26 protein-coding genes are annotated in these 23043 nt (G+C 67.6%); 11 read left to right on the top strand and 15 right to left on the bottom strand.

Annotation, left to right across the window (positions count from 1 at the left end; all coding sequences use genetic code 11):
- Position 1 precedes the first annotated feature (1 nt).
- The 3 genes from AC1D3B_RS03515 to AC1D3B_RS03505 are packed head-to-tail and all read left to right on the top strand — an operon-like array spanning position 2 to position 2680.
- Positions 2–961: an ATP-grasp domain-containing protein gene (locus AC1D3B_RS03515; RefSeq protein ID WP_478189268.1), complete on the top strand. Its 960-nt coding sequence runs from the start codon at positions 2–4 to the stop codon at positions 959–961.
- Positions 948–2093, top strand: coding sequence for a hydantoinase/oxoprolinase family protein (locus tag AC1D3B_RS03510; RefSeq protein WP_478189267.1), 1146 nt, complete (start codon positions 948–950; stop codon positions 2091–2093). The genes AC1D3B_RS03515 and AC1D3B_RS03510 overlap by 14 nt, the downstream gene beginning before the upstream one ends.
- Positions 2081–2680 (top strand): amino acid kinase family protein, encoded by a 600-nt coding sequence (locus tag AC1D3B_RS03505; RefSeq protein WP_478189266.1) that lies wholly within the window; start codon positions 2081–2083, stop codon positions 2678–2680. Before AC1D3B_RS03510 ends, AC1D3B_RS03505 begins: the two co-directional genes overlap by 13 nt.
- On the opposite strand, the gene AC1D3B_RS03500 is transcribed toward AC1D3B_RS03505, so the two are convergent.
- Genes AC1D3B_RS03500 through AC1D3B_RS03480 form a run of 5 tightly spaced genes read right to left on the bottom strand, consistent with a single transcriptional unit; the run spans position 2656 to position 8083 of the window.
- On the bottom strand, positions 2656–3381 hold the full coding sequence (locus AC1D3B_RS03500) for a (5-formylfuran-3-yl)methyl phosphate synthase (protein WP_478189265.1): 726 nt from the start codon (positions 3379–3381) through the stop codon (positions 2656–2658). The two genes, AC1D3B_RS03505 and AC1D3B_RS03500, sit on opposite strands and share 25 nt — an antisense overlap.
- Positions 3378–3971: a DUF447 domain-containing protein gene (locus AC1D3B_RS03495; protein WP_478189264.1), complete on the bottom strand. Its 594-nt coding sequence runs from the start codon at positions 3969–3971 to the stop codon at positions 3378–3380. Before AC1D3B_RS03495 ends, AC1D3B_RS03500 begins: the two co-directional genes overlap by 4 nt.
- Entirely contained in the window at positions 3968–5374 is a 1407-nt protein-coding gene (locus AC1D3B_RS03490) for a DUF6513 domain-containing protein (protein WP_478189263.1), read from the bottom strand. The genes AC1D3B_RS03495 and AC1D3B_RS03490 overlap by 4 nt, the downstream gene beginning before the upstream one ends.
- On the bottom strand, positions 5353–6054 hold the full coding sequence (locus tag AC1D3B_RS03485; RefSeq protein ID WP_478189262.1) for a flavoprotein: 702 nt from the start codon (positions 6052–6054) through the stop codon (positions 5353–5355). Before AC1D3B_RS03485 ends, AC1D3B_RS03490 begins: the two co-directional genes overlap by 22 nt.
- Positions 5978–8083: a sigma-54-dependent Fis family transcriptional regulator gene (locus AC1D3B_RS03480; RefSeq protein ID WP_478189261.1), complete on the bottom strand. Its 2106-nt coding sequence runs from the start codon at positions 8081–8083 to the stop codon at positions 5978–5980. Before AC1D3B_RS03480 ends, AC1D3B_RS03485 begins: the two co-directional genes overlap by 77 nt.
- A gap of 144 nt (positions 8084–8227) precedes the next feature.
- Here AC1D3B_RS03480 and AC1D3B_RS03475 point away from each other — a divergent pair, with 144 nt between their 5' ends.
- The gene (locus tag AC1D3B_RS03475) at positions 8228–8722 is read left to right on the top strand and encodes a dihydroneopterin aldolase (protein WP_478189260.1); all 495 of its coding nucleotides are present in this window, start codon (positions 8228–8230) and stop codon (positions 8720–8722) included.
- A 130-nt stretch (positions 8723–8852) separates the two neighbouring features.
- On the opposite strand, the gene fae is transcribed toward AC1D3B_RS03475, so the two are convergent.
- The 8 genes from fae to AC1D3B_RS03435 form a co-directional block, all read right to left on the bottom strand.
- On the bottom strand, positions 8853–9365 hold the full coding sequence (fae, locus tag AC1D3B_RS03470) for a formaldehyde-activating enzyme (protein WP_478189259.1): 513 nt from the start codon (positions 9363–9365) through the stop codon (positions 8853–8855).
- Positions 9366–9431: 66 nt separating this feature from the next.
- Positions 9432–10385 carry a triphosphoribosyl-dephospho-CoA synthase gene (locus AC1D3B_RS03465; RefSeq protein ID WP_478189258.1) on the bottom strand — a complete coding sequence of 318 codons (954 nt, stop codon included), beginning with the start codon at positions 10383–10385 and terminating at the stop codon, positions 9432–9434.
- The gene (locus AC1D3B_RS03460) at positions 10382–11338 is read right to left on the bottom strand and encodes an ATP-grasp domain-containing protein (RefSeq protein WP_478189257.1); all 957 of its coding nucleotides are present in this window, start codon (positions 11336–11338) and stop codon (positions 10382–10384) included. The genes AC1D3B_RS03465 and AC1D3B_RS03460 overlap by 4 nt, the downstream gene beginning before the upstream one ends.
- Positions 11338–12084 carry a methenyltetrahydromethanopterin cyclohydrolase gene (locus AC1D3B_RS03455; protein WP_478189256.1) on the bottom strand — a complete coding sequence of 249 codons (747 nt, stop codon included), beginning with the start codon at positions 12082–12084 and terminating at the stop codon, positions 11338–11340. The genes AC1D3B_RS03460 and AC1D3B_RS03455 overlap by 1 nt, the downstream gene beginning before the upstream one ends.
- On the bottom strand, positions 12081–13202 hold the full coding sequence (locus AC1D3B_RS03450) for an ATP-grasp domain-containing protein (RefSeq protein WP_478189255.1): 1122 nt from the start codon (positions 13200–13202) through the stop codon (positions 12081–12083). Before AC1D3B_RS03450 ends, AC1D3B_RS03455 begins: the two co-directional genes overlap by 4 nt.
- A gap of 15 nt (positions 13203–13217) precedes the next feature.
- Positions 13218–14126 (bottom strand): NAD(P)-dependent methylenetetrahydromethanopterin dehydrogenase, encoded by a 909-nt coding sequence (locus AC1D3B_RS03445; protein WP_478189254.1) that lies wholly within the window; start codon positions 14124–14126, stop codon positions 13218–13220.
- Between the two features lie 21 nt (positions 14127–14147).
- The gene (locus AC1D3B_RS03440) at positions 14148–15188 is read right to left on the bottom strand and encodes a beta-ribofuranosylaminobenzene 5'-phosphate synthase family protein (RefSeq protein ID WP_478189253.1); all 1041 of its coding nucleotides are present in this window, start codon (positions 15186–15188) and stop codon (positions 14148–14150) included.
- Positions 15189–15341: 153 nt separating this feature from the next.
- Positions 15342–15731 carry a 4a-hydroxytetrahydrobiopterin dehydratase gene (locus AC1D3B_RS03435; RefSeq protein ID WP_435514586.1) on the bottom strand — a complete coding sequence of 130 codons (390 nt, stop codon included), beginning with the start codon at positions 15729–15731 and terminating at the stop codon, positions 15342–15344.
- Positions 15732–15831: 100 nt separating this feature from the next.
- On the opposite strand from AC1D3B_RS03435, the gene AC1D3B_RS03430 reads away from it, so the two are divergent.
- The 4 genes from AC1D3B_RS03430 to AC1D3B_RS03415 all read left to right on the top strand — a co-directional run bounded on the left by AC1D3B_RS03430 (position 15832) and on the right by AC1D3B_RS03415 (position 20342).
- Positions 15832–16623 (top strand): pentapeptide repeat-containing protein, encoded by a 792-nt coding sequence (locus AC1D3B_RS03430; RefSeq protein WP_478189252.1) that lies wholly within the window; start codon positions 15832–15834, stop codon positions 16621–16623.
- A 32-nt stretch (positions 16624–16655) separates the two neighbouring features.
- Positions 16656–17048 (top strand): YkvA family protein, encoded by a 393-nt coding sequence (locus AC1D3B_RS03425; RefSeq protein WP_478189251.1) that lies wholly within the window; start codon positions 16656–16658, stop codon positions 17046–17048.
- A gap of 150 nt (positions 17049–17198) precedes the next feature.
- The gene (locus AC1D3B_RS03420) at positions 17199–19007 is read left to right on the top strand and encodes an outer membrane protein assembly factor BamB family protein (protein ID WP_478189250.1); all 1809 of its coding nucleotides are present in this window, start codon (positions 17199–17201) and stop codon (positions 19005–19007) included.
- Between the two features lie 183 nt (positions 19008–19190).
- Complete coding sequence (locus tag AC1D3B_RS03415; RefSeq protein WP_478189249.1) at positions 19191–20342, top strand: lytic murein transglycosylase; 1152 nt, start codon at positions 19191–19193, stop codon at positions 20340–20342.
- A gap of 23 nt (positions 20343–20365) precedes the next feature.
- On the opposite strand, the gene AC1D3B_RS03410 is transcribed toward AC1D3B_RS03415, so the two are convergent.
- Both AC1D3B_RS03410 and AC1D3B_RS03405 read right to left on the bottom strand, forming a co-directional pair.
- A complete protein-coding gene (locus tag AC1D3B_RS03410; RefSeq protein WP_478189248.1) occupies positions 20366–20599 on the bottom strand; it encodes a DUF2789 domain-containing protein in 234 nt (77 codons plus the stop codon).
- Between the two features lie 24 nt (positions 20600–20623).
- The gene (locus tag AC1D3B_RS03405; RefSeq protein WP_478189247.1) at positions 20624–21121 is read right to left on the bottom strand and encodes an arsenate reductase/protein-tyrosine-phosphatase family protein; all 498 of its coding nucleotides are present in this window, start codon (positions 21119–21121) and stop codon (positions 20624–20626) included.
- Positions 21122–21278: 157 nt separating this feature from the next.
- Here AC1D3B_RS03405 and AC1D3B_RS03400 point away from each other — a divergent pair, with 157 nt between their 5' ends.
- The 3 genes from AC1D3B_RS03400 to AC1D3B_RS03390 all read left to right on the top strand — a co-directional run bounded on the left by AC1D3B_RS03400 (position 21279) and on the right by AC1D3B_RS03390 (position 23027).
- Entirely contained in the window at positions 21279–21494 is a 216-nt protein-coding gene (locus AC1D3B_RS03400) for a hypothetical protein (RefSeq protein ID WP_478189246.1), read from the top strand.
- An 83-nt stretch (positions 21495–21577) separates the two neighbouring features.
- On the top strand, positions 21578–21811 hold the full coding sequence (locus AC1D3B_RS03395) for a hypothetical protein (RefSeq protein WP_478189245.1): 234 nt from the start codon (positions 21578–21580) through the stop codon (positions 21809–21811).
- Between the two features lie 31 nt (positions 21812–21842).
- The gene (locus tag AC1D3B_RS03390; protein ID WP_478189244.1) at positions 21843–23027 is read left to right on the top strand and encodes an amylo-alpha-1,6-glucosidase; all 1185 of its coding nucleotides are present in this window, start codon (positions 21843–21845) and stop codon (positions 23025–23027) included.
- The last annotated feature ends 16 nt before the right edge of the window (positions 23028–23043 follow it).

The following is a 23043-nucleotide window of genomic DNA, read 5'->3' as shown; positions in this document are numbered from 1 at the left end:
CGTGAAGCGGATCTTTGTCTACGAGTACCTGAGCGGCGGCGGGGAGTTGGCCTCTGGCGAACTTCTGGCGATGGGTCAATCCATGCGCAATGCCATCATGGCCGACTTGCTTCGCCTTGGATACCTCGATGTGTCTGTCGCCACCTGCACGCTGGCGTCGCGTGTGCCGGAGCCCGCCCGGCCCGTCACGCCGCGCAATGGCGAACCGGCCTTCGATTTCGTCCAGCGCCAGGCCAAGGCGCACGACCTCACCTGGCTCGTCGCGCCGGAGACGGACGGGCTGCTGGCGCGCCTGCAGCAATGCGTCGATCCGGACCGTTGGCTGGGCTGCGATGGCCCGGCGATCGAACTCGCCACGCGCAAGCGGATGACATTGACGAGGCTCGCCGAAGCCGGCATTGCGACGCCGCTGGCCTTCGAGCGCGAGCCGGAGACCACGCGCTGGGTGGTCAAGCCGGACGACGGCGCCGGGGCCGTCGAGACCCGTCTGCACCGCGATCAGGAACCGGCACTGGACGACTGGTCGACCCGCTCGCGCGCCGGCCGCGCGATGGCGATCGAGCCTTGGGTCGAAGGAACGGCGCTCAGCCTCTCGCTGCTGTGCGGGGCCAAGGGATGCGAACTGCTGAGCATCAACCGCCAGCACCTGGACATCGATACGGAGGGCCTCCTGTCGTTTCGTGCCGTCGAAGTGAACGTGATGCCGCTCACCGATCCGCGCGCCGCGACGCTCGCTGCCTTGGCCAGGCGGGTGCACGAGGCCGTTCCCGGCCTGCGAGGCTTCGTCGGCATCGACCTCGTGTGGCACGAACGGCGAGGTCCCGTTGTGATCGAGATCAACCCGCGCGTGACCTGCGCCTACGTCGGCCTCTCGCGTTCGCTGGGACGCAACCTGGCGGCCGAGGTGATCGCCGCCAGCGAAGGCGCGCGGGCTTCAGGAGCGGTGCATGCGCATGCCTGATCGCGCCGTGATCGGCTGGGACATCGGCGGGGCGCACGCCAAGGCCTGCCTCCTGCGAGGCGGCGAAGTGCTCGACGTGGCGCAATGGTCCTGCCCGCTGTGGCTGGGCATGGACCGGCTCGATGCCGTGCTGCACGCCGCGCGCGAGCGCTGGGACGGGCTTGCTGCCGCCCGGCACGCCGTGACGATGACGGGCGAGATGGTCGACCTGTTCGCGGACCGTGAAGACGGCGTCCGCAGGATTGCGGCAGAACTGACGCGTGCCCTGCCTGCGGGCGACTCCGGGCGCGCGAGCGGCCGCCCGGGCTCCGTGCACTTCTTCGCCGGGGACGCCGGCTGGTGCCGGGAGGGCGAGGTGCCGGATCTCTGGAACGCGATCGCGTCCGCCAACTGGCTCGCGACGGCACGCCACGCCGCGCTGTGCATCGACACTGGCCTGCTGGTGGACATCGGCAGCACGACGACCGACCTGATCGCGTTCAGGGGCGGGCGCATCCTCACCGCCAACCGCACCGACGCGCAACGCCTGGCCAGCGGTGAACTGGTCTACCACGGCGTGGTGCGCACGCCGCTTTGCGCGGTGGCGCAGCGCATCGACTGGCGCGGGACGCCGCACAACGTGATGAACGAATTCTTCGCGACCAGCGCCGACGTCTACCGCCTGACCGGCGAACTGAACCCCGCCCACGACCTGCACGCCAGCGCCGACAACGCCGCCAAGGACCCGGACGCCACCCGGCAGCGCCTGGCCCGCATGATCGGCCTCGACCGACACGACGGCTCGACGGACGACTGGCTGGACTTTGCGCGGGCCTGGCGCGCACTGCAGGTCGGCGTGCTGGGGAGCGAGCTGCGCCGCGTGATGGAAGCGCACGGGCTTCCGCGCGACACGGCGATCGTCAGCGCCGGTTGCGGCGACTTCCTGGTCCGCGATGTGGTGGCGAGCGCAAGGGCGGGAGCGCCGGATGCCGGGCGCATGCTTCGCCACCTCCGGTACGGCCGCGACGTCGCACGCGCGGGTGAAAACGCGGGCAACGACCGCGACGCAGTGCAGGACTGGGCCCAGGTGTGCGCACCGTGCGTCGCCGTCGCCACGCTGTTCGACATGGACCCGACCGTATGTGGATCGTGAAGATCGGCGGAAGCCTGAACGCGAGTCCGATGCTGCCGGCGTGGCTGGACCTGCTGGCGGAATGCGGCGGGGGGCGCGTCATCGTCGTCTGCGGTGGCGGCGCTTTCGGCGACGAAGTGAGGCGCGCCCAGGCGCAGTGGCGCTTCAACGACCTCAACGCGCACAACATGGCGATCCTCGCGATGGCGCAGACCGCCTACCTGCTGCACGGCCTGAAGCCCGCCTTGCAGCTCACGCGGACCCGATCGGACATCCACCGCGTGCTCCACAAGGGGCAGACCGCGCTGTGGCTGCCCCTCGAACTGCAACGCAATCGAACGACCGCCCAGACGAACTGGGAGTTCACGTCAGACAGCATCGCGCTCGATCTCGCCCATCGCCTGAATGCGGAGCGGCTGGTGCTGATCAAGTCATGCGAGATCGACCCGCGGTTGAGCCTGGTCCAGTTGGCCGAAGCCGGCGTGGTCGACCGGTCCTTCGGTCCGCTGTCGAACGGCGCGGCCTTTCCGATCGACGTCGTTCACAGCGACGAAGTGGCGCGTGTCCGGGCGTTGCTGCTGGGTCATCTCAGGTTCGACGATGAATGATCGGGTGCACCGCCCTCGGCGCCTTCCTCGCGGCGCATCAGGGTGACCAGGGTGTGCAGGCGTTCGGCATCGAGCGCCGCGCTTCGGTCGCCGGCGCACACCGCCGTCCGGAAGCCTGCGAAGTCAGGCGCGAGCGCGCGCAGCAAGGGCCCGTGCTCGGCACGCAGCGCGCCTGCCAGCCCGACCATCGTCCCGGTCGCGCGCACAGTGGCGATGAAGCGGCGCAGATCATCCATCGGCACCGCGTCGAACAGACTGCCGGCGCGCTTGTCGAAGGTGTCGGCCATCACGCCGGGAAAGCCCAGGGCGCAGGCGTATCTCGCATCGGCCGGCTCCAGTCCCTTGTCGGCGATGAATACCGGCACGATGGGCCAGCCGCTGGCGGCCAGGGTGTCGAGCACCGCACGCGCTTCCGGCACGCGCTCGATACCGACTTTCACATAGTCGACCCCGCACGCACCGACCGCATCGACGCGCGCCGCAATGTGGTCCACCTCGTCCATCGCCACATCTCCGATGGTGGCGCTGATGGCCCGGCGGCTGCCAATCCAGCGCAGCGCGCCCACGATCTCGCGAATCGTGTCGACCGGCAGGCCGCCCAACGCCCCGAGGCCCGGTTCCTTGAGGTCGATGAAGTCGACGCCCCCTTCGGCGGCCAACAGGGCTTCGTCGACACTCCGAACGCTGACGAGTAGTTTCATGGCGGTGGTCCCCGGGTGGCGTCGACGGCTTCAGCCCTGTGGCGCTTCACTGCGTCGACCAGCCAGCCCCAGGCTTCATGTTCCGCGGGGCCGGCCGTCTTGTCGATGGCGATCTGCAGGTAGGCCATTTCGCTGTCCACCTTCTGCGGCGGCAGCATGTGCAGGCGGCTCACCAGCACCGCCCCTTCGATCACGGCCGCCTGCGCGCGGTTGAAACCCGCAAAGCCGGAATGGACGACCTCGTGCACCCGCGTCATGTGCAGCACGGGACGCTGCGCGTCGTCGGTCTGCTCCGCCAGCCTCAGCTCCACGTGGCTCAGCGCGCCGTCCAGACGGACGCCCTCGATCCTCTCGGCGGGTCGCGTCGGCCAGTCGCGACGGCCCGTCACGCAACCGGCGAAGACGCGGGTGTCGGTCACGACGTTGAGCACGGCGCAACCCGTCGCGCAGATGTTGTCGTAGGTGGTCGACGGCCTGAACGGCATCAGCACGATCCGCTCGCCGCGGTAGCGCACGCCCATCGGTGCGACATGCGGCTTGCCGTCGGCTGCGACCGTGGTCACGACGGTTTCGAAGATCACGTCGTTCATTTGAAAGGCTCGTCGGTCGTCTTGCGGACGGCCCGTGTCGGGCCCGGCGCACACCATGCCTCGGGGTCTTCATCGCGGCGATCGACCGCGCAGCCCCAGTCCAGCGGCTGGTCCTGCACATAGCGCTTGCCGAGCTTGTGGGCGATCTCGGCATGCGCCAGTTCCACGCCCATGTAGAAGGCATGCGCCGCATCGTCCTCGAGGCCGAGTTGCGGCCACAGCTCGAACGCGCCCAGTCCCTGGCGCACGCCGTCCCGGTTGTAGACATGCAGGCCGTTCGTGGATACCTGCACGCGGAAGTTCGGATCGCGCACTTGCGCGGCGGTGGCCGCGATCTCCTCTGGCGTGTCGAGAAACGGGCGCTTGGCATGCACGGTCATCAACGCATCGCTCAGGCCCTTGGGCAGCATGCCGTGGTGACGCGCGGCGTACATGATGCGCCGCGCCCAGTCGGCTTCCTTGACCGCCCGGCGGGCATGGTTGCTGACCTGCGTGGTCAACACGGCGGCCACATCGAGCTCGGCGCAGATGCCGAACAGCAAGGCGTTGATGCCGCTGGTGTCCGCCTCCGTCAGCTCGGTCAGGTTGCCCACGCCCATCATGATCGGCACCTCGGGAAAACGCTCGCGCAGGCGGTGGTAGCGAACGATCGATCGGGTCATCCCGAACGGGATCGGGTCGAGGATCGAATCGGCCAGGAACGCCCTGCCCCGCCGCTGCATGACCTCGATCGACTCGTACAGCGAAGCTTCGTCGCTCGGGACGCGAGGGATCAGGATCGGCGTGGAGGCGACTTCGTCGGCCACCCACAAGGTGTCCAGCGTCAGGCTGAGAAGATAGTCGGCGCCCGCGCGGCCGCCGCGCAGCAGCTCGCCGCTGTCGACCGAATCGACGCTGACCCGGAAGCCCTCGTTCCTCAGCGCCTGGACGGCCTCCTCGAGGTGATCGAACGCGGTCTCCGGCAGGCAGCCCAGGTCGATGACGTTGGCACCGTCGGCGCGCAATCGCGCGGCGCGCGCGATGATTTCCGGCACGCCCAGGCGCGGCGCATCGACGATCTCCGCAAAGATCGCGACCTCGTATTCATCCACCGTGATGGCCTTTGCCGCACGATCGAAGAAGCGCGGCAGGTCCTTCACCTCCTCGGGGCCGCGCTGCACCGGGATGCCGAAGTGCCCGGACAGCGCCTCCATGTCGCCGCGACAGCGCCCCGGCACCACGATGCGGTCGAAGCCCTCCGGCAGGGTCACCCGGCGGCGGATCATGTCGGCCGTCATCAGCCCGGCCACCTGGAGGCCCAGGTCTCGCACCTCCCACGTGAACGGGGCCGCCTCGATGCCGGCCAGCACCCGCTCCAGACTCGGCTGCGCGAGGTGCCCGGTCAGGAAGAGGATGTGTTCCATGCGCGAGAGATTTCCTTCAGTCTGACGTCCAGTGCGGCTTCGAGTTCGGCCGGCGAGGCGACGACCCGGCAGAAATCGATCCCGCGCAGGCGCTCCACGTTGTCCAGTTCGATTCGCCGCGGCCGCAGCGTGACCCAATCGTGCGGCGAGCGGGTCACGACCACCGGCTCGGTGTCGCATGCAAACACGATGCCCGGTATGCCTCGCTTGCCCGCCTGCGCGAACATGTTGGTCGGCAGCGAATCGCTGATGCCGTATGCGCACTTGGCCACCGTGTTGCTGGTGGCCGGGGCGACGACGACGGTGTGGTAGATGTCTTCGTACAGCATGCCCACGGGTACGCCGCTGGCCGTCTTGTCGCGAAAGATGCGAAAGCGCGACTTCAGGTCGTCGAGGTGCAGGCGGTAGATCTCGAGGACTTCTTCGCCGGCCGCCGAGAGGAACAGGTCGACATTGGGAAGCCGCCCGGCCAGCGCCATGGCCTCGTCGAGAAAGTGTCCCGATCCCGTGACGCACCACGCGAAGCGCGAACGCGGCTCGCCGGCCTCGGCCGACGCCGCGTCGGCGGGCGCATCGTCAGCGGCGGTGCTGCGCGGAGCAGCTTCAGGATTCCGGCTCGGGATGGGAGACCTCGATCTGGAGCTTGTGGATCTTGCGGTAGAGCGTGTTCCGGCTGACATCCAGTGCCTTGGCGACGTTGCTCACATTCCAGCGGTACTGCTCGAGCATCTGCAGCAGCAATTGCCGCTCGTTGGCCTGGATCAGGTTGAGCTTGGCGCTGCCCGGCGCGTTTTCGCCGTGCCCGTCGTGCGTCGAGGATGGCGCGGCGGCCGCTGTCGCGGCGTGCGCCGGGGTGTCGGCCCGCTCGGCATTCATCCCGAGCATCAGTTCGCCGTCACGTGTCGATTGAAGATTGACCGCCATCGCGGGCAGGTGGACGCGGGTGACCGGCCTTCCATCGGCCAGTGCCGCCGCCGTGCGCAGCACATGCTTCAACTGGCGGATGTTGCCGGGCCAGTTGTGCGCCATGAGCAGCCGCTCGGCCTCCTGGCTCAGCGATGCGTCAGGGCCGCCTTCGGTCGCGAGCAGCGCGCGAATCAGTTCGAGCTTGTCGCTGCGCTCGCGCAATGCCGGCAACTGCACCTCGACGCCTGCGAGCCGGTAGTAAAGGTCTTCGCGGAATCGGCCTTCACGCACCATGGCCGGCAGGTAGCGATGACTGGCGCTGATCAGCTGGAAATCGACCGCGTGGCTGTCCTCGGTGCCCAGCGGCGTGACGCGCCGCTCGTCGAGCACGCGCAGGAGGCGCGACTGCAGCTCGAGCGGCATGTCGGCAATCTCGTCGAGGAACAGCGTCCCGCCGTCCGCCTGCAGGACCTTGCCGCGGCGGCCGGAGCGCTGCGCGCCGGTGAACGCCCCTGCGCAATAGCCGAAGAGTTCGGATTCGATCAGCGCCTCGGGCAGGCTCGCACAATTGATCGCGACGAACGGCCCCGCCCCACGCGGGCTGCCATCGTGCAGTGCGCGCGCGAAAACCTCCTTGCCCGAGCCGGTTTCGCCGCACACCAGGACCGGCGTGCCGCGGGCGATCACCCGACGGCCGATGGCCAGTTGTTCCGCAAGCCGGGGATCCTCGAAAGTGCACTCAGTCATCGCGGAGCGCAGCAAGGGCGTCGGCCTTGCCTTTGCGCGGGTGATCGTCGCAAGCGACGAATCGCCCGATGACGAAGACGACAACGCCGGCGACGGCGTCACCACCGAATCGGCGACCGAGGCCGGACGTCGCGCCACCGCGAAGAAGCGCAGCGCCGCATCGGTCCCGTAGGTCACTACCGGATGGAAGGATGACGACGCACTTCGCTGCAGCATGTCCGCGAGCGAAGTCTGGAACAGGTCTTCGATGCGTCGCGAGCGGATCTGGTCCATCGACTGCAGGCCGAGCTGGAACATGGCGCTGCGATTGGCGGCAAGAATGCGCCCGTCGTCGTCCACCGCGAGCTTGCCTTCGTGGAGCGTGTAGACGAATTCGGGCCGGCTGTGGAAGTGCAGCGGATGCGCGTTGCGGAACTCGCGATCGATCAGGCGGTTCTCGATCATCCGTGCCGTCATCGACAACAGCACCAGCAGATGCTGCTGCATCAGGCTGGAACGGCTCGTGACGTCGAGCGCGGCGACGATGTTGCCCATGGGGTCGAAGACCGGGACGGCCGAACAGGTGAGTTGCGTGAACTGCGTGTAGAAGTGATCGCCGCGGGACACGGTCACCGGGCCTGCCGCGGCCAGGCAAGTTCCCATGCCGTTGGTGCCCGCCTCGGTTTCGCTCCAGACGCCACCGGCACGCAAGCCCAGCGGCCCGACCTCGGCAGCGAACTCGGGCGACGCGACCAGGTGCAGGATCACACCGTCGGTGTCGGTCAACAGCACCGCGATCTCGCTGTCGGCCAACTGCTGGTAGAGCGTGGTCATCTCGTAGCGCGCGCACTCGATCACGCCGGCGTGCCGCGCACGGCGCTCCTCGAGCGGCGTGCGCCCGATCACGTTCGGGTCGTGCGGCTTGTCGGGTCGCAGGTGGTATTCGTCGAGACAGCGGGTCCACGAGCGCATCACCACGTCGGTGGTCTGGTCCTGGAATCCACCGCGCACGATACCCAGCACACGATCCGCATGCGGATCGGCCGGTCGCGCGCCCTTGCGAAGCGTCAACGCCATCGATGTGTCTCCATGTGCGATCTGCCCGCCGGGTGCGCGGTACCTTGAACGCACTGCATGTATGGCCCGCATTTTGCAGCTTGCGTTCACAGTGCGCAAAGATACTTTTTGCGACATCGTGAGCCCACACGCGAAGGAGCAGACTTGACCTCCGAGCAACAGCCGATGAGTTCGAGGCCCATGGACTGGCCCTTGCCGATGGCTGATCTGGCCACCATGGACGTGATCTTCATCGAAGGATTCACGGGCGAGACGGTCATCGGCATCCACGAGACCGAATTGCATCGACCGCAGCCCTTGGTCATCGACGTGCATGCAGGGCTTGCCCGCTCACGCGCCTGCGATACGGATCGCATCGCCGACACCATCGACTACGCGGCTGTCTGCGAACGACTGCGCCGCTTGCTGGCCGAGCACCGGCTCCAATTGCTCGAAGCCCTCGCCGAAACCATCGCCGACATCGTGATCGGCGAGTTCGGCGCGAACTGGGTCCGCGTCAAGGTCGTCAAGCCGAGGAAGTTCAGCGACGTCGCTGCCGTCGGCGTCCAGATCGAACGCAGGGCACCGCCCACGGAAGACCAGCCCTCCCGCGGAGGCGCAGTATTGCGCTTGATCGGCTCCGGCATGGTCCCCGGCTAGATCGCGGACAGGCACGAGCCCGTACCAGCCACTTTCCAGAAACACCGCGGAACCGGCTTCGCCGGGCCGCAGGTGTTGCCCCCTGCAAGGGGGTGGAGAGCGACACGCAGTGCGCGAGCCTGGGGGTGGGTCAGGTATGCGCTGCGAAGGGGTGGGCGGCGCTGCCCTTCTTCGAGACCACTTCCGCGGCTGTGGGCGAGCCGGCTACTGCGCGCTGGATCGCTTCCTTGGTGGCCTGGTAGTTGTAGTCCTGGATCTTCGTGTCGTTCTCGGCGAGCCAGTGGATGAAGACGCCGACGCAGACGAACAGGTTGTCGGCTTCGGCGGCCGGGATGGTGCCGTCCTCGACGCAGTCGGCGACCGCCATCGCCACGGCCCGCTGCGCGGGACCGAACATCTGCACAGCCTGCTTGGCACCCTTGATGGTGACCTTGTTGAAGAGCACGGTTGCGGGCTTGGTCAGCAGGTTGGGCGCGACGACGGCCAGCAGACAGGTGAAGCCGTCCTTCTGGTTGGTCAGGGCGCTCGCGAATGCTGTCTCGGCCGGGCTGCCGCGCGGCCCGATGATCAGGTCGATGTGAGCAACCTCATTGCCCTCACCGACGAGTGACTCGCCGACCATCATGCGATCAATTTTTGCCATGGTTGTTAGTCTCCTGGATTGCGTTCCGGGCCAAAGGGACGCCTGCCTGCCGGCCGGCGCAATCCATCAGATATCACGTTCCGTGCCACCCGTTCCGCGCGCCATGGCGTCGGGTCGGGATGGGCTTGTCAGGCCCGCGATCAGCAACGCGGCCACGGTCAGATCCGCTGTGGTTCCCGGGTTGATCCCGTCCGCCTTGAGCGAGGCGTCCCAGGCCGCGAATTCCGGATCGGCATCGACCCCGCCTTCGCGGCGCGCACGCACCCGCCATCCCTGCGCCGCAGTCATGACAATGTGTGCCACGGCCTCGCCATGAATTCGAACAATGTGTGAATCTGCAACGCCGCTGAGCAGCGCGAGATAGAGCCGCTGGACCGCGGCGACAGTGGCGGCATCCGGCGCGTCGCTCGTCGACGCCCCCATCAACGAGAACCCGCTGCCGAGCGTCGGCAGGCCCAGATCGAAAAGGGTGGCGTAGCCGTCGCGGTACTGGCGCGCGATGCTGTCGCGGTGGGCCGCGAGCGCCATGGCCTCTCGCAGGCCGACACTGGGCGCGCGCCTGACGTCCTCTTCGGGCGCCGTGCCCAGGCCGCCCGGGCTGGCCCGGGCGATGGCACGAAAGGCCGCCTGTGCGTCGGGCAGATCGAGCGCGCCCAGCACGCTCTCGATGGCCTTTCGGAAAAGGGACGGCGCCGTGGCTTCGGGGCACAGGTCGACCGCCCGCGCGATGGGCGCGCACAGCAGCAGGATGCCCAGGTTGGTGTTGCAGCCGGCGACTGCCCACGTCGCGTCCACCGCAGCCTCGATGCGCGCGCCCACCGAGGCTCCAGGCTCGAACAGCGGCCCGGCCGCTGCCTGCGCGCTGGCGATGAAACTCTCGGCCGTCATGCCGTGCCCGGCCGATGCGCGGCTCACGTTGCCGGGCTTGCGCACCGCCACATCGAGTTCGCAGGCGCGCAGGAAGCATGCCCTCGCGCGGTCCGTCACGCGCCGGCGCGCTTCCGTGACAGTCGCGTTCATGCCTGGCGCGGCACCGCCGACCGTGCGCTGGCCGGGGCGCCAGCGAGCTTGCGATCGAGCAGGTCGTCGACGATGCAATGGGCGATGTCGAAGCCGGTGACGCGCTGCAGGCCCTGCCAGGCGGCGACACCGTTGACCTCGATCACCTGGATGCCGCGCCTGGACGGCATCAGGTCCACGCCGGCGTAGTCCATGCCCAGCGCCAGGGCCGCGCCTTCGGCCAGTTCGGCGAGCTCGGACGTCAATTGCGCCGGTTCGCAGTGCGCGCCCTGCGCGACGTTGTGGATCCAGTGGCCGCTGACCCGCCGCATCGCGGTGACCGCCCTGCCCCCGACCACCAGCACCCGCCAGTCGAAGCCGGGCGTCGTCAGCGCCGGAATGAAGCGCTGCAGGTACGCGAGCGACCCATAGGCCGCGGCGATGTCCGGCAGCGAATGATGGACCCCGTCCACATGGCCTACCAGTTGCAGGCCCTTGCCCTGCGAGCCGAACAGTGGCTTGAGCACCAGCGCATGGCCGCCCGCGCCTTCGCGGATCGCGATGCGCTGCGCATGCGCCAGCGACTCGGTGGCCCAGGTCGGCGGCGCGGGGATGCGTGCGGCGTGGAGCAGCAGGCTGGTCATCGACTTGTCGACACTGCGTTCGATCGCCCGCGCGTCGTTGTAGACGGGCACGCCGAGTTCGCGCAATGCGTGCAGGACGCCGAGCCGCTTGGTGACTTGCTCGAAGGTCCCGCTCGCGATGCCGCGCACCAGCGCCGCGTCAGGCAGCTCGCGGCCGAAGCCGGGGATGACCAGGCCATGCCAGGCGGCGGTCGTGTCGATCCTGCAATCCGCCAGATCGACGCAGCGACCGACGCAGCCTCGCGCACGCAGCGCTGCCTGGAGCCGGCGCGTGTGCCAGCCGGTCTCGTCCGTCATGATGGCCACTGTGATGCCGGCGAGGCGGGTCATCACGCCTCCTGCCGCCACAGGCCGAGCAGCAAGGCCATGTCGAGGCCGCCGGCGTGCCAGGTGTGGCCACTGTCCAGATTGCTGACGCCGCGCACCGTGAGGTGCGCGCGGCCGCCGTAGAGGATCGCGTCATTGGTTCGCCCCATGGCCTCCACGCCGTCGGGGCTGGGGGCCGGCAACGGCGCCGCGCCCGCGCCGCCGACGATGTTGCCGAGGTCGAAGCCCAACTGGTGCGCCTTGTGCAGCGCGACCTCCAGAACGCGCGTCACCACCTGCGTCGTGCCGGCGAGGCTGCTCGTCGGCGTGAGGATGAGCGTCAGTCGCTCTGCGCTCAGGTGGCAGTCGCGCAGCAGCTTGTCGATGATCACCTGCGGCGGCGGCCGATCCACCTCCATCACGAGTACGCCCGCATCCGCGTGGTCGCGGTAGCCGAGTTCGGCGAAGAGCGTTTCCTTGACTGCCTGCGCGGTGTGCACCTCGACCCAGGTGGGCCAGCCCTCCGGCCCACCCGAGCGCAGGGCGACCTGACCGAGGCCGCCCATGCAGATCTCGCCCGCCAGGAGGCCCGCCGCGACACTGCCGCGCGCCGTGATGCCGGCGTCGACGATGCACGGCGCGCCCGCGTCGCGACGCACTTCGACGCCCAGCGCATCGGCGTTGGCGAGCAGCCGCTCGACGAGCGGCCTGGCGAGCGCGTTGACGCTGAGCGTGCATGCAGCCAGCGGTGCCGCGGCGGCGTCGGTCATGCGGAGGTCTCCAGGGATCGGCGCACGGCTTCGCAGCCATGCTGCAGCAGCTCGCGCACATGCTCGGGGTTCGCGCCGGTGGCGCTCACGCTGCACAAGGGATCGCCGGCGTCGAAGCCCGTCGCGGCGACTGGCAGGTCGTGGCAACCGGGGCGCGCGGCGAGCCGCTGCGCAGCGGACTCGTCGAGCCAGAGTCGATGCGGTGCAAAGACGACTTCGGTGCCGCGAACAAGGCCGTTCGCAAGCTGCGTGAGTGAGTGCGGCAATGCGCCCTCCCCACAGGCACTCACATGCGCAGCCACCATGCCGGGACCGTAGAGCGCCATGCTGGCCGGCGGCCGCGGATTGACTTCGAGCACCTCGACCGTGTCGCCATCGAGCAAGAAGTCGAGACTGCCCAGACCGCGCAAGGAGAAGGCCGACGCGAGCGCGCGCAACGCTGCCGTGACGCGATCCGCCGCGCCGGTGGGCAGCGACACCGGCCCCACGGAACCGCAATACACGAAAGGCCGCCCCGCCAGCGGTCGCACGATGAGCTGGTTGAAGCCGATCACCGAGGCATCGCTCCCATTCGCGACGAATGTCGCCGACATGGGCCTGCCTGCGCGCTCGCGCTGGAAGTACTGGTGGACGCCCAGGATGTCGGACGATGCCGCCCGGCGGATGTGCCAGCCGCCGCAGCCGTGCGCGTCCTTCACAAGCCAACCGGATGCGTCCTCGGGCGCGATCATCCGTACCGCCGGATGGGCAATTCCCTGCGCATCGAGGAATGCGAAGAATGCCTGCGGGTCCCGCACCCGCCGCATCGTGTCGCCCCGCGTTCCGATCAGCGGCAACAGGGCCGCGCCGGCTTCCAGCAAGTCGGGCCGGCCCTCGAAGCCCGAGCCCGCGATCCAGCCGGCCACGCGACCGCGTCGGGCGAGCGCTTCCAGCGCAGCCAACAGTCGCGCACCATCGATGCTCAGGCTTGCTGGATCGCCGATCGAATGCCACTCCGCACAGGCGCGACGGGTGTCCGCGTCACCGAACAGATCGAGCGCGACGACCTCGAAGCCGTCATCGACGGCTGCTTCGGCCAACATCCGCGCGGAGATGGAGGCCACGGCAAGCGCTGTCATGGCGAGTCGGGTCAATCAAGCCGCCTTTTCCGCAATGAAAGCGCGCGCGGTGGCAAGCGCCTCCGTGAAGCTCAGCACCAGGGGCGCCTCTGCGTCATGCATCTGCACCAGCAGCCGTTGCTGGGTCTGGTACTTGACGTTGCCGATCGCCAATGCACCGACACCTACCGCCGCGCTGCCCGGCAAGGGCTTGGCGTTGTCCATCACGCCGACGCCGGCAATGCCTTCGGGCGGCACCGCATTCACATCGGCCGCGACCTTGAGTTGCTTCGCAAAGGCCAGCATTTCGGCCGGGACCACCTGGACGCCGGCCGGCGCGCAGGCGAGCAGCACATCGGCGTCGGCGATGGATGCGCGCACGGCGGCCTGGTCGCCGCCGGCCACGCCGTGCAGGCTGACGCCGAAGCGCTTGCCAGTTTCGCTCGCAGTCGCTTCGGCCGCGCCGGCACCGCCCCGGCTGGAGAGAAACACCTGCGCGCCCGCCTGTGCCGCGAGCACACCTGCAATGCGGCCCACAGGCCCGGTGCCTCCGAGGACGACGACGCGCCGGCCATCCAGGCCCGGCGCCTGCTGCGTGGTCAGCGCAGCCTCGACACAGGCCACCATCGCGGCCGCCGTCGTATAGGCGCCGCTGGGGTCCGCCATCAGCGACACGACAAAGGGCTTGAACATCGACGCCTTCGCACGATCGAGCATGTCGGCGGCCTGCAGCGCGTCCCGCCCGCCGATGAAGATGCCGGTCCGCAACAGGCCCTTCGGACTGCGCGAGAAGATCGTGTCCTGCGTGAGTCCGGCGACGCCGTCGACACCCACCTCGCAGTACGGCACGACGATCTGGTAGCCGGCGTCGGCCGCCATGTTGATGTCGAACGGGCTCATCTGCCGGCCCGGTGTGAACATGTGGAGGATGTAGGGGCGTTCCATGAAGACGACTCTGCGTTGAATTCAGGAGATCGGCACTTCGAAACGCCGATCGAGCAGGGTGGCACCGGTGTTGCGCCCGGACACGATGCGCAGCGTCAGTGACGGGACAACGAGGTTGGCGGCCAGCATGGCGTCGACTGCGGCTTCCGCGCGCGCCTGCGACGGGAGGATCGCGAAACCGGTCGGGCCCCAGGAGCTTTGGCCGATGGCGGCAACGTGCTCGGCCCGCAATGCCCAGCCGAGCAAGCGTCCCACCGCTTCGCTTGCGAAAGCCTGCCCCCCTTGCGCCGGCGCGAAGTGCTCACCGAGCACCTGCTGGATGCGCGTCACGCCGGCAGCGAAGGGATCGAAGTCGGCTGCGGCCGCTCCGGGCAGCACACGCATCAGCACCTGGTGGCAGATGTCCGCGGCGAGCGCCCGGGGCAAGGGTGCCAACATGGCGATGCGCTGCCTTTCATCGTCGCCCGACAAGCCCTTCTGTGCGCTGTCCTGCACGATCAGCACGCGCCACGCTTCGGGCAACGGGATGCGCGACAACACCGCCGCCGGTGCGCCGTTCGCGGCCGGACCGCCATCGACGATCAGCCCCCCATGGTCGAACCCTGCGATGCCGATGCCCGAGCGCAGCCCGCGCCCCAGCCATTGCGCCAGCGTGGCCGTGGGAGCACCAAGCCCGTACCGCAGCGCGAACGCCCGACCGATCGCCAGCGCCAACTGCGTCCCGGAGCCGAATCCGGCGTGCGCGGGCAAGACCCGCAGGAGCCGGAGATGCAGGGGTTCGACGCGGCCGCTGTGCGTTCGCAGCAGGCTCAGGCACGCCGCTGCACGCTCGATCTCGGCATGCTCGGCGGGTCCCCTCGCAGTGATCCGGTCGGAGTCCGACGCGCTGATCTCGACCTCGGTTTCGAAGCCGTTGATCATCAAGCCGATACTGCCGAAACGACGACCGAGCGACGCGGCAGGGTCGAGAAAGCCCAGGTGCAAGCGCCCGGGCGCCCGCAACGCAACGGTCGTGGGGCGGTCGACAAAGCTCGCTTCGGGAATGTTTCGGGGGCGATCCATCGCGTAGGAAGGTTGGAGCGGTTCAAGGCTTCAAAGCAAGCTCCGTTCCGCTGGGCTTTCTCCCGGACGCTCACGCCGGGGCCTCGCGAGCCCGCCCCGCCTTGTATCGAGTTGAGGACACTGTGTCACCACGCGACGTCCTTGCGCGGCGGGTCAGTCGTACTTCAGGTACTTGAAACGCGGATCGTCCGGCGTGCCTTCGAGCGACGAGCCCTCGACGGTGGCGGGTTGCCACATCACGACGTCCTCGATCTTCCTCGCGAGCTCGAAGTCCTTCTCGGTGATGCCCTTGGCGGCGTGGTTCATGAGCTTCACCGTGACGAAGGCGTACGACACCGTGAGATCCGGGTGATGCCAGGCGGCCTCTGCGAGGTGGCCCACCGTGTTGACGACCATCAAGGTGCCTTTCCAGCCGCTGGTCTTGAACTTGCGACGAATCCACCCGTCCTCGAAGTACCACTTCGGCAATTCCTCGGCGAGCCGGGCCACGGTCTCTTCAGGCGTGAACACCTCGGAAGCAGACTGCTTGCGCCATTGGGTCATGTCGGTTTCCTTCAGAGTGGCGATCATCGAATGCTAGGGCGACACGGGACGCGGCGCACGCCAACCCGTAGATAGCCGCGACGCCGGGAGAGGAGTCCGCATGAACCGCATCCGACGTTTCGCGAATGCCACCCTGATCACGCTGCTCGTCATGGCGAGCGCCATGCATGCGGCGGGCGCGGAGCTTTCGGTGGACCAGGTCAAGGCTGCGCTCAAGAACGCATCGCCGGCCGTGGCGGCCGACTTTTCGGGCAAGGACCTCTCGGACCTCGACCTGAGCAAGCTCGACTTTCGCAATGCCAATCTGAAGGGCACCAGCTTCTTCGGGAGCAAGCTCGTGCTGTCCGACTTTCGCGGTGCCACGCTCGAAGGCGCAAACCTCAACGGTGCCTGGTTGATGGGTGCGGATTTCACCGGGGCCAACCTCACGCGCGCGAGCCTGCTGTCGGTCGTCGTCCTGGGCGGCGAGGTCAGGAAGATGCCCATATTCAAGGGCGCCAACCTGACGGGCGTCCGGATGATCGCGGACCTGCCGGGCGCCGATCTCTCCGGCGCCAACTTCAGCAACGCCGTCGTCGGCGTCAACATCAAGAACCAGGGAATGGGTCAGATGCGGACGGATCTGGCCAGTGCCAACCTGGCGGGCGCGACGCTGGCGGGCGCCGATTTCAACCGGTCGCTGATGGCTTTCAGCAACCTCAGGGGCACCAACCTGCGCGGGGTGAATTTATATCGCGTGAAACTTGCAGGCGCCGACCTCACGGGCGCCGACGTGACAGGGGCCGACTTCACCGAGGCCGATCTGGATGGCACGATCTTCCGGGACGTGAAGGGTTTCGCGGAGGCCAAGGGCCTGGACCGCGCCGCCAATTTCGACAAGATCGTCCGCTGACCGCCGGTCGAAGCCGTGGCACGCTCGCCCCCATGAGCATCGGCGTCGACTTGAAAGCGTGGGCCAGGCGAATCAAGCGCGACGGCCTGACGCTCTGGTTTGCGGGCAAGCATTCCCGGACCCCCTGGTATGCGAAGGCCCTGGGTGTGTTCGTGGTGGCCTATGCGCTGAGCCCCATCGACCTGATTCCGGACTTCATCCCGGTGCTGGGCTATGTCGATGATGTGCTGCTGCTTCCCGCCCTGATCTGGCTGGCCATCCGCCTGCTTCCCCCGGAAGTCCTCGCGGAATGTCGAGGCCAGGCGGACGAGTGGATGAAGACGAAAGGCTCCAAACCCCGCATCCGGGCCGGGGCTTTCCTCGTTGTGGCGCTTTGGCTGGCCTTGGGCGCAGCGGGGTGGTTCTGGTTCAAGTCACGCCCGTAGCCGGGCTTTCCACGTACGTGGACTTAAGTGGCCGCCGGGATGGCGAGCCTGGCGCTTTCCTTCAAGAATCATCGCCACGGGACGGCGGACCTCGATCCCGCCTTCGTCTTGCGCCTCCGGTTTCGGGGTCTTGTCCAACGGATTGGAAGCATGAAAAAGATCTTCAAAATCATCGGCGTGCTGGTCGTGGCAGGTGGGGTCATCGCCGGAGCGCTCTATCTCGCGTTCCCCGTGCCGATGACGACCTACGGTGGCATGGGGCTCAACTTTCTCAAGTCGCTGTCCTCGCCGGCGGGGACGCTGGCGCTCGAATCGAATCCTGCGTACAAGGCGCCCGTCGCTGCGGCGTCCCCGCCCTCTCCCGCCGACGCGGCATGGCCGGGTGCGGCGGCTGGGGACTGGCCGAGCTACAACCGGACACCCACGTCGCAGCGCTTCTCGCCGCTCGACGAGATCAACACGAAGAACGTTGCAAACCTGAAGGTCCTTTGCACGTACGACGTCGGCATCTTCACAGCCTTCGAATCCGGCCTGATCATGGTGAACAACGCCCTGATCGGCACCTCCGAGTACGACATCTTCTCCATCAACCCGACCACGTGCGCGGAGAACTGGCGTACGCGCCTGGACTATCCCGGCGGGCTCCTGCCAGCCAACCGAGGCGCCGCCTACATGGACGGCCTGCTGTTCCGCGGCACCCAGGACTGCCGGGTGCTGGCCTTCGACTTCAAGACCGGCAAGCAGGCGTGGGAGACGACGATCTGCGACCCGAAACGCGGCGAGTCGGTGCCATCGGCACCGATTGCCTGGGACGGCCTCGTCTACATCGGCAATGCCGGCGGCGACTACAAGGGCGGCAAGGGCAAGGTCTACGCGCTCGATGGAAAGACGGGCAAGGTCGTCTGGCAGTTCTTCCTCGTCCCCAAGGGTGAAGGCGAAGTCGCCAAAGGCCCCGAAGGCAAGTCGCCGCTCGATGCGAAGACGTGGAACAACGCGCCGGGCATCCCGATCAGCGGCGGCGGAACCTGGACCTCGTACAGCCTCGACATCAAGAATGGCTTGCTGTACGTACCCGGAGGCAATCCCGCGCCCGACTTCGCTTCGGGGGCACGCGAGGGCGAGAATCTGTTCACCGACTCGGTCGTCGTGCTCGACGCGAAGACGGGCGACTACAAGAACAACTTCAAGGTCGTGAAGAAGGACTGGCACGACTGGGACGTGTCCAGTCCGCCGATCCTGCATCAGACCATGGGCGGCAAGCAACTGATGTCCGTCGCGCCGAAGGACGGGCACCTCTATGGCTACGAGCTTCCGTCCAACAGCCTGCTCTACCGCGTGCCGGTCACCACGATCGAGAACGCCGAGGGGGCGTTCGCGGTCGGCAAGGATGTTCACTTCTGTCCGGGTCCGGTGGGCGGCACCGAATGGAACACGCCGGGCTTCGATCCTTCCACCAACCTCATCATCACCGGCACCGTCGACTGGTGCGACACCGTGAAGATCAAGACCGACGAGAGGATGCGGAAGGTGGACGTCGGCCAGCCCTGGACCGGGATGGCAACCCTCAACCCGATCAACATGTTCGGCAAGGAAGACCGCACCGACGGACACTGGGCTGGATGGATCTATGCGAGCGACGCCGACACCGGCGTCTGGAAATGGCGCGTCAAGTCCAACTACCCCGTCGTCGCCGCCATCACGCCGACGGCCGGGGGCATCGTGTTCTTCGCCGACCTCGGCGGCAATTTCTATGCGCTGGACGCCTCCACCGGGCAGAAGCTCTGGGGCGGTCCGCTCGGGACCGGTGGCGCCATCGGCGGCGGCGTGATCACGTACACGGCGGATGGCGCGCAGAAAGTCGCCGTCGCCGATGGATTTACCATGGTCGCCTGGCCAACGAAGCCAAGGCACGCAAGGGTCGTCATTCTGGGCCTCGACAATGCCGCGGCGAAAAAATGACACGTGACCTTCAGATCCTTCTCTCTACCTAGCGCACCCCACGCCCTCGGACCCGCGTTGGCCGTTCTGGCGCTTGCGGCCGCTTCCCTCTCCGGCTGCGCTTCAGCGCCAGCCACGGCGCCTTCGCCCCCCTCCGGTCCGGCTGCAGTCACGCGACCGGCAGCGCCCCCAGCGCCGTCCCCGATGCCCAAGGCCACGGATGATTCGATGGTCCGGGAGCAGTTCGCACAATGGGTCGCTGCCTTTCGCGCCTCCGCGCGCGCAGAAGGCATCAACGAGGCGACGCTGAACCGTGCGTTCGACGACGTGCACTACCTTCCCCGCGTCATCGAACTGGACCGTTCTCAGCCCGAGTTCACGCGCTCGGTCTGGGACTACCTCGACAACACCGTGTCGGCCCAACGCGTGGCGCTCGGCCAGGACAAGCTGTTGCAGGTGCGCGCCGAAGCCGATGCAGCGGCCCGACGCTACGGCGTCCCGCCGAGCATCGTGGTCGCGATCTGGGGCATGGAAAGCAACTACGGCGGCAACTACGGCAGCACGCCCACCATCGACGCGCTGGCGACGCTCGGCTTCGAGGGGCGACGGGAGGACTGGGCACGCCGGGAGCTGATGGCGGCACTAAGGATCCTTGACAAGGGCGACATCGACCGCGAGCACATGGTCGGCTCGTGGGCCGGCGCCATGGGTCAAACCCAGTTCCTGCCGTCGAACTTCCTCGCCTACGCCGTGGATGCCGACGGCGATGGCCGGCGTGACATCTGGGGCAGCATGGCCGACGTGACGGCGTCGACCGCGAACTTCCTGTCGCGCTCGGGCTGGCAAGCAGACAAGCCCTGGGGCGTCGAGGTCCGCCTGCCGGCCGGCTTCGACTACGGCCGTGCCGATACGTCGGTGCGCCAGTCGTCCGCCCAATGGGCGGCCGACGGTGTGCGCACCATGGACGGCCGCCCGCTGCCCGAGTTCGCCGACGGTTCGATCCTGCTGCCCGCAGGCGCTCGCGGGCCGGCCTTCCTGGTCGGGCCGAACTTTCGCGCCATCCTTCGCTACAACAACTCGACCAGCTACGCGCTTGCCGTCGGCCTTCTTTCGCAACGCCTGGGCGGCGGCCCCGACGTGCAGGCGCCCTGGCCGCGCGACTTGGCGGGTCTCTCGCGCAGCCAGTTGCTTGAACTGCAAACCGCGCTCAACCAGCTCGGCTTTGCAACCGGCGTACCCGACGGTGTGATGGGGCCCGCCACCCGCGACGGGATCCGTCGCTACCAGCGCAGTGTCGGATTGCCCGCGGACGGCTATCCCACCGCGGATTTGCTCCAGCGCCTGCAACAGCCTTAGGCGAAGGTTCCGCGAACCGGCTGCTATGCGCGAAGCAGCACGTTGAGTTGATCGACGATCTCGGCCCATTCCGCGTCCTCGACGATCTCTTCGCGCAGGAACTGCGCCTGCCCCGGCGTCCAGAACGGCGCGTCCGCCAACTGGATTTCGCCCCCGAGAGGCCGATGCTTCGAGACGAACGAGTCGATGTCTGGCTGAGCACTTGGCAGACCGAGTTGCCGGAACAGATTGCAAAGGCTGTGATCGGTGAGGTCCATCGGCGGATTCTCCAGCGGAATCGACTACTGCATGTGCGCCATGTCGCGTACATCGGAACGGACCGCAGCCCGATCCGGGCCGTGCAGCGGCAGGCTGATCAGCAGTTCCAGTCGCCGGCGCAGCGCGTACAGCATCTGAATGGCCGCATGCTCGATCTCCGTGGAGCTGTCAAGGGCCGCAACGTCCGGAAAGGCCCACAGCGCTGCATCGGGTTGACCCGGCCACGCAGGTTGGATTGGCAAAGTCGACTCATCGAGCGTAATAATGAAGTTCGCGTGCGGCGAATTCGAGCGTGTCATTTCGTTCCACCCGTGCGGTTGCAAGATTGGCACGGGAATGCCGGCGCTGGAGAGGGCAGCGATCGCCGCGGGATGGATCTGGTCGCTGACATGCGCCGGATCACCGCAGGAGTGCGCCACGAAACGATCCGCACCGAGGCGCGCAAGGCAGGCTTGGGCAAGAACGCTGCGCAAGGAATTGCGTCGCGACACGAAAACGACCACGAAGCGCTTTGCGACCATTGAAAACTGATTGAAACGAATAACAGGGCGTAGCGTAGAGGCGGAGAGACCCTTTCCGCAAGGTGTGCTACCCCCGAAATGACAAGGAGACGCCACGCAAGGACGGTTCGCCGTCTTCGTCCATGGCTTCGCGGCCATTTCTCAAGGAAGCAATTCGATGAGCAAGGAACTGGACAGGTTGAAGCATCTCGTTGTGAAGATGCAGGTGCGCTATGGCGAGGCGGATCCCGACGTGAAACAACTGGTCGAGGATGTGAACGCGCTCGAGGCGTACGAGGCTAAGGAACGTCGGACTTCTCACGCGAAGGGAACGTCCCAGCGGCGGGGGCGCAGCGCAAGGCTGGCCCAAGGCGCCGGGTCCTTGGCGCTCTGAATTCTTCAACCGCACGGAGCCGCTACGGCTCTTGCGCCGCGCGCATTTCAAATGCGGGTAGCGGCGTGCGCCAAGGAAATTCCATGCAGCGGAAAAAGACGCCTGTCGAGCGTATTCAAGTGACGGACCAGGTGGGAAAACGGCACGTCGTGCTGAAGTACACCGAGTACCTCGAAGCGGACCCGGAAGACAGCACTCCGCCCGACCCGGGCGAAGTCGCGTCCGAGTACCGGCTCGCGACGGGGCGAAGCGTCGACAAGACCGGCGACGACACCTTCGAGACCAGCGACGGCATGCTCCGCCTGAAGGCCTTGTAGCGCCTCGATCGGTCTTGCGACACTTGGCGTCATGACCAACCTCGACGCCACCCAGTTCGCACTGATCGAAACCTGCGCCAAGGCCTCGCTCGAACTGCTCGAACGCAATCTCACGCCGCACGGCATCCTGGCCGCGAGCCGCACCGAGGCGGCCGTGGCGCGGCGCTACACCCGGATCTTCGGGCGCGACGCCGCGATCTGCGTGATGGCGATGTGCGGCAGCGGCGTGCCCGCGCTGGAGGAAGGCGCCGTGGCCAGCCTCGATGCACTGGCTGCGCAGCAGGCGGCCAACGGGCAGATCCCCAAGTACGTCGACCCGGAAGGCCAGGATGCCGACTTCTGGTACCTGGGCTGCATCGACGCCACCTTGTGGTGGCTGATCGCAGTGGACCACGTCCGCCGCCACGGCAGCGTGGAACCCTCGCGCTGGCACGACGGGGTCGGCCGCGCGATCGGCTGGCTGCTGGCGCAGGAACACCAGCACTTCCGGCTGCTCCAGCAGAACGAGGCCAGCGACTGGGCGGACATCATGCCGCGCTCGGGCTACGTGCTGTACACCAATGCGCTGTGGTACGACGTCAAGCGCCGCTTCGCGCTCGGCGAAGCCGACGCAACGCAGCACCACTTCAACCACCTGTTCAATCCGTTCCAACGCGACCTGCCTGAATACCACCGTGCACGGTTGCTGCGCCACTATGCGCGCCGGGGCCGCCGCGATCCGGGCCTGTACCTGAGCTTCGTCAATCTCTCCGTCGTCGGCGACGAGGGCGATGTGTTCGGCAACGTGCTGGCGATACAGAGCGGGCTGGCCGATTCCACGATGGCGCGCCGCATTGCCAGGACCATCGCCGCGGCGAACGCCTCGGACCCCTATCCGGTGCGCGTCACCCTGCATCCCCTGACTCGGCAGGACGCCCTGTGGCGGCCGTACATGGCGCGCCACCAGCAGAACATCGTCCACCAGTATCACAACGGCGGCATCTGGCCTTTCGTCGGCGGTTTCTGGGTGATGGCGCTCGCGAAGGTAGGCCTGCACGCCAGAGCGTGGACCGAACTCGTGCGACTCGCGCAGGCGAACGAACTGGGCGACTGGCGCTTCACCGAGTGGTTTCACGGGCGCACGCTCGCGCCGATGGGAATGGCCGGCCAGAGCTGGAACGCCGCGACCTTCCTGCTGGCGCGGCGAGCCCTGACCGGCGAAGGAACGGCATGGTGAAAGCAATCATCAAGCC

The organism is Variovorax sp. P5_A3 (assembly GCF_056400665.1).
Note: the sequence above shows the minus strand (reverse complement) of the source record. Positions and strands in the feature narration are given on the sequence as shown.

Coding starts and splice junctions, on each gene's coding strand:
- AC1D3B_RS03510 (WP_478189267.1), top strand. CDS start 948: ATGCGCATGCCTGATCGCGCCGTGATCGGCTGGGACATCGGCGGGGCG.
- AC1D3B_RS03505 (WP_478189266.1), top strand. CDS start 2,081: ATGTGGATCGTGAAGATCGGCGGAAGCCTGAACGCGAGTCCGATGCTG.
- AC1D3B_RS03500 (WP_478189265.1), bottom strand. CDS start 3,381: ATGAAACTACTCGTCAGCGTTCGGAGTGTCGACGAAGCCCTGTTGGCC.
- AC1D3B_RS03495 (WP_478189264.1), bottom strand. CDS start 3,971: ATGAACGACGTGATCTTCGAAACCGTCGTGACCACGGTCGCAGCCGAC.
- AC1D3B_RS03490 (WP_478189263.1), bottom strand. CDS start 5,374: ATGGAACACATCCTCTTCCTGACCGGGCACCTCGCGCAGCCGAGTCTG.
- AC1D3B_RS03485 (WP_478189262.1), bottom strand. CDS start 6,054: ATGTCAGCCGGAACACGCTCTACCGCAAGATCCACAAGCTCCAGATCG.
- AC1D3B_RS03480 (WP_478189261.1), bottom strand. CDS start 8,083: ATGGCGTTGACGCTTCGCAAGGGCGCGCGACCGGCCGATCCGCATGCG.
- fae (WP_478189259.1), bottom strand. CDS start 9,365: ATGGCAAAAATTGATCGCATGATGGTCGGCGAGTCACTCGTCGGTGAG.
- AC1D3B_RS03465 (WP_478189258.1), bottom strand. CDS start 10,385: ATGAACGCGACTGTCACGGAAGCGCGCCGGCGCGTGACGGACCGCGCG.
- AC1D3B_RS03460 (WP_478189257.1), bottom strand. CDS start 11,338: ATGACCCGCCTCGCCGGCATCACAGTGGCCATCATGACGGACGAGACC.
- AC1D3B_RS03455 (WP_478189256.1), bottom strand. CDS start 12,084: ATGACCGACGCCGCCGCGGCACCGCTGGCTGCATGCACGCTCAGCGTC.
- AC1D3B_RS03450 (WP_478189255.1), bottom strand. CDS start 13,202: ATGACAGCGCTTGCCGTGGCCTCCATCTCCGCGCGGATGTTGGCCGAA.
- AC1D3B_RS03445 (WP_478189254.1), bottom strand. CDS start 14,126: ATGGAACGCCCCTACATCCTCCACATGTTCACACCGGGCCGGCAGATG.
- AC1D3B_RS03440 (WP_478189253.1), bottom strand. CDS start 15,188: ATGGATCGCCCCCGAAACATTCCCGAAGCGAGCTTTGTCGACCGCCCC.
- AC1D3B_RS03435 (WP_435514586.1), bottom strand. CDS start 15,731: ATGACCCAATGGCGCAAGCAGTCTGCTTCCGAGGTGTTCACGCCTGAA.
- AC1D3B_RS03430 (WP_478189252.1), top strand. CDS start 15,832: ATGAACCGCATCCGACGTTTCGCGAATGCCACCCTGATCACGCTGCTC.
- AC1D3B_RS03425 (WP_478189251.1), top strand. CDS start 16,656: ATGAGCATCGGCGTCGACTTGAAAGCGTGGGCCAGGCGAATCAAGCGC.
- AC1D3B_RS03420 (WP_478189250.1), top strand. CDS start 17,199: ATGAAAAAGATCTTCAAAATCATCGGCGTGCTGGTCGTGGCAGGTGGG.
- AC1D3B_RS03415 (WP_478189249.1), top strand. CDS start 19,191: ATGCCCAAGGCCACGGATGATTCGATGGTCCGGGAGCAGTTCGCACAA.
- AC1D3B_RS03410 (WP_478189248.1), bottom strand. CDS start 20,599: ATGGACCTCACCGATCACAGCCTTTGCAATCTGTTCCGGCAACTCGGT.
- AC1D3B_RS03405 (WP_478189247.1), bottom strand. CDS start 21,121: ATGGTCGCAAAGCGCTTCGTGGTCGTTTTCGTGTCGCGACGCAATTCC.
- AC1D3B_RS03400 (WP_478189246.1), top strand. CDS start 21,279: ATGAGCAAGGAACTGGACAGGTTGAAGCATCTCGTTGTGAAGATGCAG.
- AC1D3B_RS03395 (WP_478189245.1), top strand. CDS start 21,578: ATGCAGCGGAAAAAGACGCCTGTCGAGCGTATTCAAGTGACGGACCAG.
- AC1D3B_RS03390 (WP_478189244.1), top strand. CDS start 21,843: ATGACCAACCTCGACGCCACCCAGTTCGCACTGATCGAAACCTGCGCC.